The sequence below is a fragment of the Candidatus Halobonum tyrrellensis G22 genome, from assembly GCF_000495475.1.
In the GTDB taxonomy this organism is placed as follows: Archaea; Halobacteriota; Halobacteria; order Halobacteriales; family Haloferacaceae; genus Halobonum; species Halobonum tyrrellense.
In genome coordinates this window covers 1-13,847 of sequence record NZ_ASGZ01000061.1, presented here as the reverse complement: position 1 = coordinate 13,847, position 13,847 = coordinate 1, and the positions used below count along the sequence as shown (strand labels likewise).

The 13,847-nt window shown below is 70.6% G+C and carries 14 protein-coding genes; 8 read left to right on the top strand and 6 right to left on the bottom strand.

Annotated elements, in window-relative coordinates:
* The first annotated feature begins 211 nt into the window (after positions 1-211).
* Both K933_RS14890 and K933_RS14885 read left to right on the top strand, forming a co-directional pair.
* Complete coding sequence (locus K933_RS14890; protein ID WP_023395576.1) at positions 212-1,060, top strand: translation initiation factor eIF-2B; 849 nt, start codon at positions 212-214, stop codon at positions 1,058-1,060.
* 163 nt (positions 1,061-1,223) lie between these two features.
* Positions 1,224-2,318: a hypothetical protein gene (locus tag K933_RS14885; protein WP_023395575.1), complete on the top strand. Its 1,095-nt coding sequence runs from the start codon at positions 1,224-1,226 to the stop codon at positions 2,316-2,318.
* Between the two features lie 129 nt (positions 2,319-2,447).
* On the opposite strand, the gene K933_RS14880 is transcribed toward K933_RS14885, so the two are convergent.
* The 4 genes from K933_RS14880 to K933_RS14865 form a co-directional block, all read right to left on the bottom strand.
* The gene (locus tag K933_RS14880) at positions 2,448-3,572 is read right to left on the bottom strand and encodes a Gfo/Idh/MocA family protein (RefSeq protein ID WP_080509299.1); all 1,125 of its coding nucleotides are present in this window, start codon (positions 3,570-3,572) and stop codon (positions 2,448-2,450) included.
* A gap of 2 nt (positions 3,573-3,574) precedes the next feature.
* Entirely contained in the window at positions 3,575-4,543 is a 969-nt protein-coding gene (locus tag K933_RS14875; protein ID WP_023395573.1) for a sugar phosphate isomerase/epimerase family protein, read from the bottom strand.
* Positions 4,544-4,660: 117 nt separating this feature from the next.
* The gene (locus K933_RS14870; RefSeq protein ID WP_023395572.1) at positions 4,661-5,734 is read right to left on the bottom strand and encodes a Gfo/Idh/MocA family protein; all 1,074 of its coding nucleotides are present in this window, start codon (positions 5,732-5,734) and stop codon (positions 4,661-4,663) included.
* Positions 5,735-5,958: 224 nt separating this feature from the next.
* Positions 5,959-6,936 (bottom strand): aldo/keto reductase, encoded by a 978-nt coding sequence (locus K933_RS14865; protein WP_023395571.1) that lies wholly within the window; start codon positions 6,934-6,936, stop codon positions 5,959-5,961.
* 180 nt (positions 6,937-7,116) lie between these two features.
* On the opposite strand from K933_RS14865, the gene K933_RS14860 reads away from it, so the two are divergent.
* Entirely contained in the window at positions 7,117-7,608 is a 492-nt protein-coding gene (locus tag K933_RS14860) for a 50S ribosomal protein L11 (protein WP_023395570.1), read from the top strand.
* 36 nt (positions 7,609-7,644) lie between these two features.
* Here K933_RS14860 and K933_RS14855 read toward each other — a convergent pair whose 3' ends face one another.
* Together K933_RS14855 and K933_RS14850 are read right to left on the bottom strand one after the other, a co-directional pair.
* A complete protein-coding gene (locus tag K933_RS14855) occupies positions 7,645-8,388 on the bottom strand; it encodes a hypothetical protein (protein WP_049947925.1) in 744 nt (247 codons plus the stop codon).
* A gap of 84 nt (positions 8,389-8,472) precedes the next feature.
* Positions 8,473-9,348, bottom strand: a complete 876-nt coding sequence (locus tag K933_RS14850; protein ID WP_023395568.1) for a fructosamine kinase family protein — start codon at positions 9,346-9,348, stop codon at positions 8,473-8,475.
* A gap of 283 nt (positions 9,349-9,631) precedes the next feature.
* Between K933_RS14850 and K933_RS14845 the strand changes: the two genes are divergently transcribed.
* The 5 genes from K933_RS14845 to K933_RS14825 all read left to right on the top strand — a co-directional run.
* Complete coding sequence (locus K933_RS14845; RefSeq protein WP_023395567.1) at positions 9,632-10,270, top strand: 50S ribosomal protein L1; 639 nt, start codon at positions 9,632-9,634, stop codon at positions 10,268-10,270.
* The gene (locus K933_RS14840; protein ID WP_023395566.1) at positions 10,270-11,328 is read left to right on the top strand and encodes a 50S ribosomal protein L10; all 1,059 of its coding nucleotides are present in this window, start codon (positions 10,270-10,272) and stop codon (positions 11,326-11,328) included. Before K933_RS14845 ends, K933_RS14840 begins: the two co-directional genes overlap by 1 nt.
* A 19-nt stretch (positions 11,329-11,347) precedes the next feature.
* A complete protein-coding gene (rpl12p, locus tag K933_RS14835; protein ID WP_023395565.1) occupies positions 11,348-11,710 on the top strand; it encodes a 50S ribosomal protein P1 in 363 nt (120 codons plus the stop codon).
* Between the two features lie 217 nt (positions 11,711-11,927).
* Positions 11,928-13,100 carry an N-methyl-L-tryptophan oxidase gene (solA, locus tag K933_RS14830; RefSeq protein ID WP_023395564.1) on the top strand — a complete coding sequence of 391 codons (1,173 nt, stop codon included), beginning with the start codon at positions 11,928-11,930 and terminating at the stop codon, positions 13,098-13,100.
* A gap of 127 nt (positions 13,101-13,227) precedes the next feature.
* A partial coding sequence (locus K933_RS14825) for a tripartite tricarboxylate transporter permease (RefSeq protein ID WP_023395563.1) occupies positions 13,228-13,847 on the top strand: 620 nt, incomplete at its 3' end.

The window sequence follows — 13,847 nt, the reverse complement described above, 5'->3', positions numbered from 1 at the left end:
CCGGCCGTCGGCCGGCTCCCGGCGCGCGTCGTCCCGACGCGAGCGGTCGCGTGTCGTCCTGACGCGAGCGGCCATGTGTCGTCCCGACGCGAGCGGTCGCGTGTAGTTCCGACGCGGTCGCGTGTCGGACGGCGCCGGGCGGAGCCGCGTGCGGTCCCGCGGTTCGGCGCGCCCCGGAACACCTATTTCCCGAACCGCCCACTCACGAGTCATGATAGACGAGACGGTCGCCGAGATCCAGGAGATGCAGACCCACTCGTCGTCCGTGGTCGCGGTGAAGGCCGCGCGCGCGCTCCGCGAACTCGTCGACCGGGAGTACGCCACCCTCGACGAGCTCGAACGCGACGTCGAACACAACGTCGGCGCGCTCCGCCGGGCGAACCCCTCGCACGCCTCGCTGTACAAGGCGATGCACGAGGTGTCGGAGTCGGTCGTCGGCGAGGCCGACTCGGTCGACGACGCGAAAGCGCGGCTCGAAGCCGCCATCGAACGCGTGGTCGACCGCGTCGAGACGGGCAAGACCGAGGCGGCGGCCAACGCCGCCACCACGTTCGCCGATGGGGAGACGTTCCTCACCCACGACTACTCCTCGACGGTGCTCGAAGCGATCGAGGCGGCGGCCGCCGAGGGGGCCCACATGACCGCCCACGTCACGGAGGCGCGCCCGCGCTACCTCGGCCGGAAGTGCGCCCGGGCGCTCGCGGCGGTCGACCGGGTCGACCCCCACCTCTCCGTCGACGGCGCCGCGGGCTACTGTCTGGAGGAGTGTGACCGGGTCGTCGTCGGGATGTCCTGTATCGTCGGCGACACGCTGTACAACCGCGTCGGCACGTTCCCCATCGCCGCCGCCGCGAACGAACTCGGCGTGCCGGTGGTCGTCGTCGGGTCGAGCGCGAAACTCATCGACGACGGCTTCCAGTTCGAAAACGAGTTCCGCCCCCCCAGCGAGGTGCTGCTCGAACCCACCGAGGGGGTCGCCATCGACAACCCCGCGTACGACGCCACCCCCACCCGTCTCGTCGACCGGGTCATCACCGACGAGGGCGTCCGCGACCTCTGAGGCTCGGTTCGCTGGTTCGGGGGCTCACGTCGAATGGGTCGCCCACCAGTCACCGTGCCGATACGTCCGATTCGGAGCGGACGATCCGATCGAACGCTGCGTTCACCCGGAGAGCGCAAACAAACGCTTCATGGGGGTACGTCAGAGTCGTAAAGTACCAGCAATGACGGTCACGGAGGAAGTCGAAGAGCGCGGCGAGACGGTCAAAGAGGAGATCGAAGAACACACGGTCGAACTGGAGTTCCTCGACGAGGGCAGCGGGTACGTCTCCCGCCTGAAACAGTGGCTCCTGATCAGCGGGAGCAGACGGACGATCATCGCCGCCCTCCTGGTGGTCGTCTTCTGTGCGTTCGTCGCCATGTCGTTCGTCTGGAGCGACTTCGCGGAGATGCTGAGTCCGAACACCGAGAGCAACCTGAGCACGCTGTTCACGCGGTTGCTCAGCGGCGTCATCCTGCTCGTCTCCATCGTGACGTCGGTCAACTCGCTGTCCATCTCGCAGGAACTCACGCCGGTCGGCGAACAGCACGACCGGGTGGTCAAGTCGTGGGACTTCCGCGAGCGGGCGGCGGAGATCACCGAACAGAGCGTCAGCCCGCCCGTCCCGGGCGAGTTCCTCAAAGCGATCATCGAACAGGTCGAGAACGACCTGAAGGCGTTCAAAGCGGAGGCCGACGACAACCTCGACGGCCAAGCCGAGTCCGACGCCGAGGAGGTCCGCGAGGAGGTGAGCGACTACCTCGACGGGATCCGCGACGGACTCGAACGGACGCGCGACGTGGTCTCGAACCCCCAGAACGCCGCGGTCAACGTCGCGATGTTCGGGTCGAGCTACGACGTCTCCGAGTACGTCAACTCGGTGCGGGAGCTACAGGCGGAGCACGGGTCGACGCTCGGCGACGACGAGGCGTCCGAACAGCTCGACCGGATCGTCGACTCGCTGCAGTACTTCATCAGCGCCCGCGAGTACTTCAAGACGGTCTACTACAAGCGGGAGTTCTCGTACCTCTCGCGGGACCTGCTGTACAGCGGTCTGCCCGCGATCCTCGTCCTCTCGTACGTGATCGTCGGGCTCCCGATGGGGGCCGAGGCGTTCCCGAACGGCCCGATCTACGCGCAGATCAACCTCATGACGCTGTGCATGGCGTTCGTCTACACGATGGGACTCGCGCCGTTTCTGGTGTTGACAGCGTACACCCTCCGCGCGGCCGTGATCGCACAGAAGACCGTCTCCGAGGGCGCGTTCACCCTGAACTGAGCGGACGGACCCCGGCCGGCCTCACTCCGGCCGGGTCGCCGAACCGGAACGGGGCGGCCGTCGCGCGCGCCGGATCCGCCACCCGCGGGCCGACCCGTTTGCGACGCTGGCGACGGCCACGCTCGCCGCTCAGCGGTCGAGGGTGACCCACTCGCCGCGCTCGTCGGAGCGTTCGACGGCGTCGAGGACGCGCTGTACCTCGTAGGCGTCCGCGAACGACGGGGAGAACTCCCGGCCCTCCGCGACCGCCGAGAGGAACTCGTAGTTCTCGTGGACGAACGTGTGCTCCCAGCCGAGGACGTGCCCCGGCGGCCACCAGTGGTCGACGTACGGGTCGTCCTGGTCGGTGACGAGCACGGTCTCGTACCCCCGGTCGTCGCCGGTCAGCACCTCCAACTCGTTGAGCCGTTCGAGCGAGAACGTCACCGACCCGTCGGTGCCGTGGACCGCGATCGAGTGGTCGTTCTTGTGCCCCTCGGTCACGCGCGACGCCTCGAACGTGCCCGTCGCGCCGTTCTCGTAGGCGACCTGTGCGGAGTAGGCGTCGTCGACGGTCACCGCCCGAGTGCCGTCGTCGTCGTCGAGCGGTCGCTCGTCGGTGAACGTCCGGAGCTGTCCGGAGACCCGAGTGACCTCCCCCGCCCGGTCGCCGACGAGGAAGCGCGCGAGGTCGACGGTGTGTGCGCCAAGGTCGCCGAGCGCGCCCGACCCCGCCAGTTCCTCGTCGTTGCGCCACGACCACGGCTCGTCGGGGTCGGCGAGCCAGTCTTGGAGGTAGCGGCCGCGGACCTGCCTGATGTCGCCGAGTTCGCCGTCGTCGATCAGCCGCTTCGCGTAGCGGATCGCGGGCACGAACCGGTAGTTGAACGCGCACGCCGCGACGGCGTCGGTGTCCGCGGCGGCGTCGCGCATCCCCTCCGCCTCGTCGAGCGTCCGCGCGAGCGGCTTCTCACAGAGCACCGGCGTGTCGGATTCGAGCGCGGCGATAGATGGCTCGGCGTGGAGGTGGTTCGGGCCGAGGTTGTAGAACACGTCCACGTCGTCTATCGCGGCCTCCCAGTCGGTCGCCGTGCGGGCGAACCCGAGCCTGTCCGCGGCCGCCGCGAGCGCCTCCTCGTCGCGGCCGACGAGCGTGTGACGCTCGACGGCGGGCGCGTCGGGGAAGAACATCGGCAGGCGCGCGAGCGCGTTCGAGTGCGCCTCGCCCATGAAGCGGTACCCGAGGACGCCGACGCGGAGTGGGTCGTCGGACACGGTCACTCCGCCCAGTAGGCGTCGCCGGGGGTGGTCTCGAAGACGGCGCGCTGGAGTACGTCGACCGCCTTCTCCAGCCCCTCCCGCGAGGAGGTGAGCGAGTCCTCGTGTTCGATCGAGAGCGCGCCGTCGTAGTCGACCATCCGCAGGGTCGACACCACGTCCTTCCAGTGCTCCTCGCCGTGGCCGTAGCCCACCGAGCGGAACAGCCACGAGCGGTCGGTCTCCTCGGTGTACGGCGCCGTATCGAGCACGCCCTTCTCGCGCGCGTTGGCGTCGTACACTTTGGTGTCTTTCGCGTGGACGTGGTGGATCGCGTCCCGTTCGCCCAGCACGCGGATCGCCTCCGTCACGTCGATCCCCTGCCAGTAGAGGTGGGAGGGGTCGAAGTTGGCGCCGATCCGCTCGTTGGTGAGCTCGCGGAGTCTCAACATCCCGTGGGGTTCGTAGACGATCATGTTGGGGTGCATCTCGATCCCCACGTCGACGCCGTGGTCGTCGGCGTGGGCGGCGAGGTCGGTCCAGTACTCCTCGGCGACCTCCCACTGGTACTCGTGGGCGTCGTGGTGTTCGGTCGGCCACGGCGCGGTCACCCAGTTGGGCACCTCGTCGTCCGGCCCGCCGGCGGGGAGCCCCGAGAAGGCGGTCACGGTGCCGACGTCGAGGTGGTCGGCGATCTCGATCGCCTCGCGGAGTTCCCGGTCCGCCTCCGCCGCCGTCGCCTCGTCGGGGTGGAGCGGGTTGTTGTGCGTCGCGATCGCCGACACCCGCAGGTCGTACTCGTCGAGGTCGTCCGCGAGTTCCGCTCGGGCGTCCTCGTCGTCGAGCAGTCGCTCGCGGTCGACGTGGGTCGCGCCGACGAACCCGCCGACGCCCAACTCGACGGCGTCGACGCCGAGTCCGGAGAGGTACTCGAACGCGTCCGCGCGCGACTGGTCCGCCAAGGGGACGGTTAACACACCGATGTCCATACCGGCCCGTCGACTCGGCGGTGAATAAAAGTTACAATTCCCGCGCCGTCGGGCGGCGGCCGCCCGAACCGGTCGGAGGGCGGGCGACTCCGGCGGCGTCCGCCGGTCGGGGAGCCGCTACTCGTCGAGTCGGACCGCCCGGCCCTCCTCGCTCGACCGGTAGATGCCGTCGATGACCCGCTGGACCTGCAGCCCCTGTTCGATCGTGTTCCGCGACGTCGCCTCGCCCTCCGAGACGGCCTGGAGGAACGTCCCGAGTTCGGCGCGGTGGGTGTCGACGCCGGCCGTCTCGATGTCGGTGTCCGAGAGGTGGTGGCCGCCGCCGATGTTCGACTCGAACAGCGTCAACTCGCCCGTCTCGCGGTCGAACCGCGCGCCCGCGTTCGTCCCGCGGACGAAGAACTCGTTGTTGGTCGGGCGGTTGGTCGCCCACGCCGCCTCCAGCGAGACGGTGTGGCCGTCCTCGGTCCGGAAGAACGCCGACACGGAGTCGTCGACGTCGAAGTCGTCGGCGCCCGAGTCGCTGCCCCACATGTCGATGTACGTGTAGTCCTCGCGCCACCCGAACTCCGAGCGGGCGACGCCCGACACCTCCACCACCTTCGGGAAGTCGAGGAAGTGTAACGCCAGGTCGATGGCGTGGACGCCGATGTCGATGAGCGCGCCGCCGCCGGAGACCGCCTTGGTGGTGAACCACGACCCCCGGCCGGGAACGCCCCGCCGGCGGACGTAGTTGGCCTCGACGTGGCTGGTCTCGCCGAACCGGCCCTCGTCCTGGTAGTGTTTGATCACCTCGACCGGCGCCGAAAAGCGGTTGTTGAACCCCACCATGCAGAACCCCTCGGCGCGTTCGGCGGCCTCGACGATGCGCTCTGCGGATTCGAGCGTGTGCGCGAGGGGTTTCTCCAGCAGGATGTCTAGCCCGTGTTCGAGCGCGGAGACCGCGTACTCCTCGTGAAAGCGGTTTGGCGTCGTGATGAACACCGCGTCGGCCAGGTCGTACAGTTCCTCCTCGTCTTCGAACGCCCGGACGCCGTACGTCCCCGCGAACCGGTCGCGCGCCTCGGGCGCGACGTCCATCCCGCCGACGAGGTCGACCCCGAGGTCGGTGAGTCGGTCGGCGTGGTGGTGCCCGATGCCGCCCAGTCCGACGATGCCGACCCGAACGTCGCCGAACGACGACCGGCTCACGCGGACCTCCCCTCCGGAACTCGCGGGCGTACACTCATTGTAGGCGAGTGGTGAAGGCGACAGTATAGGTATTGTCCTTCCGTGCGCCAACCCGTTAGGTGGCCGTCACGCGCCCGCCGGATCGACGCACGTTCGGTCGACTCTCGCGGTCGATCGGCCGCGTTTCCGACCGCGCGTTCACCGGCCCCGGCAGGCGTCGCCGGTCGGCCGCCGTCCGACGGTGCTCACGCCTTCGGGTAGCGGGGCGTCTTCGCGGCCGCGACCCGGTCGACCTGCGCGGGCGACAGCGAGAGGTCGAGCGCGCCGAGGTTCTCGCGTAGTTGCGCTTCGGACTTCGGGCCGACGATGGGCGCCGTCACCGGGTCGCGGTGGAGCAGCCACGCGAGCGCGACCTGTGCGGGGGTGGCGTCCTCCTCGTCGGCGACGTCGCGGACCGCGTCGAGCACCGCCCAGTTCTCCTCGGTGAAGTACGACCGCACCGACTCGGAGGCGGCCGCGCGCGTCCCCTCTCCCGGGTCGGCGTCCCGGCGGTACTTCCCGGTGAGGAAGCCGCCCGCGAGCGGCGACCACGGGATGACGCCGACTCCCTCGCCCTCACAGACCTCCAGCAGGTTGGCCTCCTCGTGGCGCGCGACCGCGGAGTACTCCGGCTGCATGCACGCGAACCGTTCGTAGTCCTCGACGTCGCTGGTGTAGAGCGCCTTGGTGAACCGGTAGGCGGTCGTCGTCGACGCGCCGATGTAGCGGACGCGGCCCGACTCGACGAGGTGATCGAGCGCCGCGAGCGTCTCCTCGACGGGCGTCTCGTCGTCCCAGCGGTGGATCTGGTAGAGGTCGACGTAGTCCGTCCCAAGCCTGTCGAGGCTGGCCTCGCACTGGTCGAGGATGTGCTTGCGCGACAGCCCCGACCCGTTGGGAGCGTCGCGCATCTCGCCGTACACCTTCGTCGCGACGACCAGGTCGTCGCGGTTCGCCGAGTCGAGCGCGCGGCCGACGATCTCCTCGGACTCGCCGCCCGAGTAGACGTTCGCCGTATCGAGGAAGTTGATCCCCGCGTCGAGCGCCGCGTGGATCAGGTCGACGCTCGCGTCGGCGTCGCCGAGCATCCACGACTGCTCGGAGCCGAAGTTCATACAGCCCAGACAGAGCCGCGAGACGTCGAGCCCGGTGCTCCCCAGTTTGGTGTACGCCATCTCCGTCATCCCGCGCAAGTGTTGCCGGCCCGCGCATAAGCCTGATTGCCGACCGACGTACGGGACCGGCCGTCGACCGACGGGGCGGGCACGGGGACCGCGGGACGCGACGCCGGGCGGCCGTGTCGCGGGGGCACACGCTCGGCGCGGAAGGTAATCCTTAAACGACGCCGCCGGGATCCTCACACCATGGCTGGAACCATCGAAGTGCTCGTCCCCGGCGGCGAGGCCACCCCCGGCCCGCCGCTCGGACCGGAACTCGGGCCGACGCCGGTGGACGTGCAGGCGGTCGTACAGCAGATCAACGACGAGACCGCCGCGTTCGACGGCATGGAGGTGCCCGTCACGGTCGACTACGAGGACGACGGCTCGTTCGACATCGAGGTGGGCGTCCCGCCGACGGCGGCGCTGATCAAAGACGAGGCCGGCTTCGAGACCGGCAGCGGCGAACCCCAGGAGAACTTCGTCGCGGACATGTCGGTCGAACAGGTCAAGAAGGTCGCCGAACAGAAGAGTTCGGACCTGCTGGCGTACGACCTGCGGAACGCCGCCAAGGAGGTCGTCGGCACCTGCGTCACGCTCGGCGTCACCATCGAGGGGAACGACGCCCGCGAGTTCAAAGAGCGGATCGACGACGGCGAGTACGACGACCTGTTCGCCGAGGAAGAGGCCGCGGCGTAGTCGGCCGGTTCCACTCTCCCGTCTCGGCGTCACGGCTCACAGCAGGAGCAACACGACGGCGTAGCCCGCGGCTCCGACCGCGAACGCCGCGAAACTGCTCCGCGTCTCCTCGGGGAGTTCCTCCTTGACGACGTTGAGCACGATACCGCCCGCGAGGAACCCGAACAGCGTTGCGACCGCGAGTTCGTGGAGTTCCACGACCCGCGCGATTGCCCACCCGGCGAGCACCGCCGCGGCGAGCACCCACCGACCGTACCGCCGGTAGGCGTCGTCGTAGTGGCGGTCGAGACCCGCGTCGGTGACGAACGCGTGGAGCGCCATCGCGGCGGTGAAGATGGCCAGCCCCACGAGGTCGGACTCGATCCGGTGGACGAGGAAGTAGCCGATCAGGCCGTTGTACAGCGCGAACGAGCCGAGGTGGAGGCGGAACGGGACGCTCTCGTCGTCGCCGTCGCCCTCGTCCCGTTCGTCGCGCCCGCGGCGGGCGATCTGTTCGACGCCGTAGTAGACCGCGAACCCCACGAGCGCGACGAGGTAGACGTGGTGTTCGAGGTACGGGACCAGGCCGCCGACGCCGAGTTCGGTCTCCGAGAACGCCTCCTGGCCCGCCTGCAACTCGGGGAGGACGTGGACGAACACGTACGCGATGGAGACGCCGCCCGCGCCCGACAGCCAGAGGCGGTGGGGGATCGGGTCGGCGGCGCGCACCCGCGGCGCGACGGCGTGAACCGCGGCGACGAAGACGGCGGCGAGTAGCGGGAGGACCGGACCGACTGGCACGCCGACACCCGCGACCGCCACGGGCCAATAGCTGTCGGCCGCCGCCTACCGCCCGCCGCGGGCGACGGGCACAGAGCGGTTCGGTCAGTACCCCACCGCGGACAGCGTCGCGTCGACCGCCCGGCGGTAGCGGTCGGCGTCGAAGTGGCGGACGTGTTCCAACTCGGGGAGGAGTCGGTAGACCGCACACCGGCCGTCGCGGAACCCCGGCTCGACCCCCCGCTCGCGGTCGTACGCCTCGAAGAACGACCGGTCGAAGCCGACGAACGAGCAGTACGCGAGGTCGACCTCCGCGTGGCCGTAACTGCACGCGGGGTCGAGGAACGCGGCCACCTCGCCGCCGTCGACCATCAGGTTGTTCGCCCACACGTCGCCGTGGAGCAGCGAGGCCGGCGGGTCGTCGGGGATGTGGTCGCCGAGGCGCGAACAGAGCGCCGCCACGCGGTCGAACAGGCCGGGCGGGAGCGTCCCCTCGTCGCGGGCGGCCCGCGCGACGTGCCGGAGGCGGTGCTCGCGGAAGAAGTCGACCCACGAGTCGGTCCGGGGGTTGGGCTGGTGGTACGCACCCGAGAGCGTGTCGAACGGGAAGCCGTACCGCTCCGCCGTGTGGTCGTGGAGCGCCGCGAGGCGGCGGGCGGCGTCACGCGCCGCCCCGGGCGCGAGTCCGCCGGACGCCTTCCCCGCGCCGTCGCCGGCCACGAACTCCAGAACCAGGAGCGCGTCGGAGGCGTACACCACGTCCGGGACGGCGAGCCCCCGGTCGCCGAGGTAGTCGAGCATCCGCGCCTCCACGGTCAGCGGCGTCGCGCCCGTCTTGGCGGCGACCGTCCGCCCGTCGGCGAGGTCGACCCGGTGGACGCCGCCGACCATCCCGCCGTCGAGCGTCGCCACGCCGGTCACGTCGGCGTCGAGCGCGCGCCCGACGGCGGGACCGACCCGCCCGTCCGTCTCCGTGTCCATGACCGTCCGGGCGGGCCGACGGGCGAAACGGTTTCGGTCCGCCGGGCGAGCCGTCAACCTCCTCCCGCGTCGGCCGCCCCGTCGCGGCGCGGCTCGAACCGATGCGGCGCGTCTCGACCCGTCACGGCGCGTCTCGGCCGGTCTCGGCGCGTGCGAGGCGGTGCCACCGCCGCGGCGGGTTCGGAGGCCTTAAGTTGCTCATGACCGACCGTGGAACTGAGACAGGCGGACGCCTGTTTCACTGACCCGTAGGAGCAGTTCCTGCGTACTACGGAGGTGAAAAATGGCAGATTCAATCGAGGACGCTGTATCCCAAGCGCTTGACGAGGCCCCCGAGCGGAACTTCCGCGAGACGTTGGACCTCGCCATCAACCTACGCGACTTGGACCTCAACGACCCGGCGAATCGTGTCGACGACGAGGTGGTCCTGCCGAGCGGAACCGGCCAGGACACCCAGATCGTCGTGATAGCGGAGGGCGAGACCGCCCTCCGCGCGGAGGAGGTTGCCGATCAGGTACTCTCGGGTGACGACCTGTCGGACCTGGCGGGCGAGGAGAACGAGGCGAAGGATCTGGCCGACGTCACGGACTTCTTCATCGCCGAGGCCGACATGATGCAGGACGTCGCGTCAAACCTCGGGCGGATCCTCGGTCCGCGCGGGAAGATGCCGACGCCGCTGCAGCCCGACGACGACGTGGTCGAGACCGTAAACCGCATGAAAAACACCGTCCAGTTGCGCTCGCGCGACCGGCGCACGTTCCACACGCGCGTCGGCGCCGACGACATGTCCGCCGAGAACATCGCGGACAACGTCGACGTGATCATCCGGCGGCTGGAGGCGGACCTCGAGAAGGGGCCGCTCAACCTCGACGGCGTCTACGTCAAGACGACGATGGGCCCGTCCGTGGAGGTGCCCGTCTGATGAGTTCGCGAACCGCCGACGACGTCCGCAAGACCGAGACCATCCCCGAGTGGAAAGAGCAGGAGGTCGCGGAGCTCCGCGAGTTCCTCGAGGGGTACTCCTCGGTCGGCATCGTGGGCGTCACCGGCATCCCGAGCCGGCAGCTCCAGTCGATGCGCCGTGATCTCCACGGCGAGGCGGAGCTGCGGATGAGCCGGAACACGCTCATCAACTACGCGCTCGACGACGTCGACGGGGGTCTCGAAGACCTGACCGAGTACGTCGGGGGCGAGATCGGGTTGATCGGGACGAACGACAACCCGTTCGGGCTGTACAAGCAGCTCGAAGCCTCGAAGACGCCCGCGCCGATCAACGCGGGCGAGGTGGCGCCCAACGACATCGTGATCCCGGAGGGCGACACCGGCGTCGACCCCGGCCCGTTCGTGGGCGAACTCCAGCAGGTGGGCGCCGACGCCCGCATCCAGGAGGGGTCGATCCAGGTGCTGTCGGACTCGACGGTGCTGGAGGCGGGCGGGACCGTCTCCGACGACCTGGCGAACGTGCTGTCCGAACTCGGCATCGAGCCGAAGGAGGTCGGTCTCGACCTGAAGGCGGTGTACTCCGAGGGCGTCCTGTTCGAGGCGGACGAACTCGCCATCGACGTCGACGAGTACCGCGCCGACGTGGAGTCGGCCGCCGCCGCCGCGCGGAACCTCTCGGTCAACTCGTCGTACCCGACCGACCGCACCGCGGGCACGCTGCTCGCGAAGGCCGCGGGCGAGGCCAAGTCCGTGGGGCTACACGCCGCCATCGCCGACGAGGAGCTCATGCCGGAGCTCGTGGCGAAGGCCGACGCGCAACTGCGCGCGCTCGCCGCCCTGGTCGACGACGAGGAGGCGCTCCCCGAGGAGCTCCGCGGCGTCGAGACGGCGAGCGCCGACGAGGCCGACGCCGCCGACGACGAGGAACAGGGGGACGAAGAGACGGAGACCGAGACAGAGGCCGACGTCGACGAGTCCGACGACGACGAGGACGACGACGACGACGCCGGCGAGGGTCTCGGCGCGATGTTCGGATAACCACTGAGGACTCAGACCAATGGAATACGTTTACGCTGCACTCATCCTGAACGAGACGGACGAAGAGATCAACGAGGACAACGTGACGGCCGTGCTGGAAGCGGCCAACGTCGACGTCGAGGAGTCCCGCGTCAAGGCGCTCGTCGCCGCGCTGGAGGACGTCGACATCGAGGAGGCCATCGACACGGCCGCCGCCGCGCCCGCCGCGGGCGGCGCGTCCGGCGGTGCCGCCGGCGGCGCCGCGGGTGGCGACGAGGGCGGCGACGACGACGAAGAGGAGGAGACCGACGAGGCCGAGGCCGCCGACGAGGGCGGCGACGAAGGCGGCGACGACGAGGAAGAGGAGGCCTCCGGCGAGGGTCTCGGCGACCTCTTCGGCTGAACGGCAGCGCGACGCCGACCGTCGACGCGGACCGACTCGCACCTTTCTTCGCGCACCGTCGCCGGCCAGCGGCGCGACCGGCCGTCGGGCCGGCGGGTCGTCGGACCGCCGACCGAACGGGTCGACCGCACACCGCAGGCGTCCGCGCCGACCCGGAGCTGGCGGCTTCGCCCGCGCGTGTGGGAGGAACTATACTCCCGACGACACAGCCACAGGTATGAGACGAGAGTACGACTGCATCGTGGTCGGCGTCGGCGGGATGGGCAGCGCCGCCGTCTACCGTCTCGCCGACCGCGGGGTAGACACGCTGGGGCTCGAACGGTTCGACGTCCCCCACGCGCGGGGGTCGAGCCACGGCAGCACGCGCATCGTCCGGCTGACACAGCCGGAGGACCCGAGCTACGTCCCGCTGGCGCGCGCCGCGTTCGACAACTGGCGGGAACTCGAAGCCGCGACGGGCCGCGACCTGCTGACGACCACCGGGTCGATCCACGCCGGCCACCCCGACGCCGACATCGTCCCCGACGCGCGCGCGTCGCTCGACGAACACGACGTGGGGTACGAACTCCTCTCGGGCGAGGAGGTGAGCGAGCGGTTCCCGGGGTACGACCTCCCCGCGGAGTACCGCGCGGTGTTCCAGCCCGACGGCGGGTTCGTCGACTGCGAGCGCGCGGTGTCCGCACACGTCGAGGCGGCCCACGCCGAGGGGGCGACCGTCCGGGCGCGCGAGCGCGTGACCGACTGGCGCGAGACGCCCGACGGCGTCCGCGTCGAGACGACGAAGGCGAGCTACCTCGCCGAGGACCTGGTGGTCGCGGCGGGCGCGTGGAACGGCGACCTGCTCCCGTCGCTCGCCGACCGGCTCACGCCCGTCCGGCGGGTGATGGCGTGGCTCCAGCCCGAGCGCCCGGCCGACTTCCAGCCCGACACGTTCCCCGTGTTCAGCCTCCAGGGGCGGGAGGGGTACGCCTACGGCTTCCCGACGTACGACGTGCCGGGGTTCAAGTTCGGCCGCGAACCCGACCCCGACGAGCCGTTCGGCGCGGCGGACCCGGTCGACCCCGACGGTTGGAACCGCGACCCGACGCCGCGCGACGAGGCGTTCCACCGCGAGTTCGCCGAGACGTACTTCCCGGCGGGCGCGGGACCGACGCTGCGGCTGCGGACCTGCATGCTCACCGAGTCGCACGACGGCCACTTCCTGCTCGGCCCCCACCCGGAGTACGACTCGGTCCACGTCGCCGCCGGCTTCACCGGTCACGGGTTCAAGTTCACGTCGGTCGTCGGCGAGGTGCTCGCGGACTTCGTCGTCGACGGCGAGACGGACCACTCGGTCGACCTCCACCGCACGAGCCGGCTGGTCGAGACGGAGCGCACGGCCGACGACTGAGTTCGGACGATCCGGTGGTTCGACGGCTCGACGACCCGACGACCGGGTCGGCCGACCGCGGGGGCGACCGGGCCGAGTTCGTGCGTACGTTTACGTCGGGTGACGCGGCCACTCCGTCGCGACACCGATGCTCGCGACCACGAATGCGACGCTGGTCCCCCTCTCGCTCGCGTTCGCGCTCGCGGGCTGCGCGCTCGGCTGCGCGAGCGGCCTGCTCCCCGGCCTGCACGCCAACAACTTCGCGCTCGTGTTGGCGGCGGCCGCGCCCGCGCTCGACGCGCCGCCGCTCCCGCTCGGCTGTGCGATGCTCGCGGCGGGCGTCGTCCACACGTTTCTCGACACCGTCCCGGCGCTCGTACTGGGCGTCCCCGACGCGGGGATGGCCGCGGGCGCGCTCCCCGGCCACCGGCTGGTCGTCGCCGGCCGGGGACGGGAGGCGCTCAGGCTCTCCGCGTTCGGGAGCGGCGTCGCCGTCGCCGTCGCGCTGCCGCTCGCCGTCCCGGTCACGCTCGCGGTCGAACGGGGCTACCCGACGCTCGACCGGTGGCTGCCGGTCGTCCTCTCGGGGGTCGCGCTGCTGCTGGTGGCGACCGAGCCGACGTGGCGGGGGCGGGTCGGCGGCGCCGTCGCGTTCGGTCTCGCGACGGCGCTCGGCGCGGCCGCCCTCGACGCGACGCCCGCCGCGCCGCTCGGCGTCGGCGGGGTGTTGACCCCCATCTTCGCCGGACTGTTCGGCGTGCCCGTCCT

What these genes read in the sequence shown, in the direction of transcription:
- K933_RS14890 (WP_023395576.1), top strand. Translation starts at nt 212, where the DNA reads ATGATAGACGAGACGGTCGCCGAGATCCAGGAGATGCAGACCCACTCG.
- K933_RS14885 (WP_023395575.1), top strand. Translation starts at nt 1,224, where the DNA reads ATGACGGTCACGGAGGAAGTCGAAGAGCGCGGCGAGACGGTCAAAGAG.
- K933_RS14875 (WP_023395573.1), bottom strand. Translation starts at nt 4,543, where the DNA reads ATGGACATCGGTGTGTTAACCGTCCCCTTGGCGGACCAGTCGCGCGCG.
- K933_RS14865 (WP_023395571.1), bottom strand. Translation starts at nt 6,936, where the DNA reads ATGACGGAGATGGCGTACACCAAACTGGGGAGCACCGGGCTCGACGTC.
- K933_RS14860 (WP_023395570.1), top strand. Translation starts at nt 7,117, where the DNA reads ATGGCTGGAACCATCGAAGTGCTCGTCCCCGGCGGCGAGGCCACCCCC.
- K933_RS14850 (WP_023395568.1), bottom strand. Translation starts at nt 9,348, where the DNA reads ATGGACACGGAGACGGACGGGCGGGTCGGTCCCGCCGTCGGGCGCGCG.
- K933_RS14845 (WP_023395567.1), top strand. Translation starts at nt 9,632, where the DNA reads ATGGCAGATTCAATCGAGGACGCTGTATCCCAAGCGCTTGACGAGGCC.
- K933_RS14840 (WP_023395566.1), top strand. Translation starts at nt 10,270, where the DNA reads ATGAGTTCGCGAACCGCCGACGACGTCCGCAAGACCGAGACCATCCCC.
- rpl12p (WP_023395565.1), top strand. Translation starts at nt 11,348, where the DNA reads ATGGAATACGTTTACGCTGCACTCATCCTGAACGAGACGGACGAAGAG.
- solA (WP_023395564.1), top strand. Translation starts at nt 11,928, where the DNA reads ATGAGACGAGAGTACGACTGCATCGTGGTCGGCGTCGGCGGGATGGGC.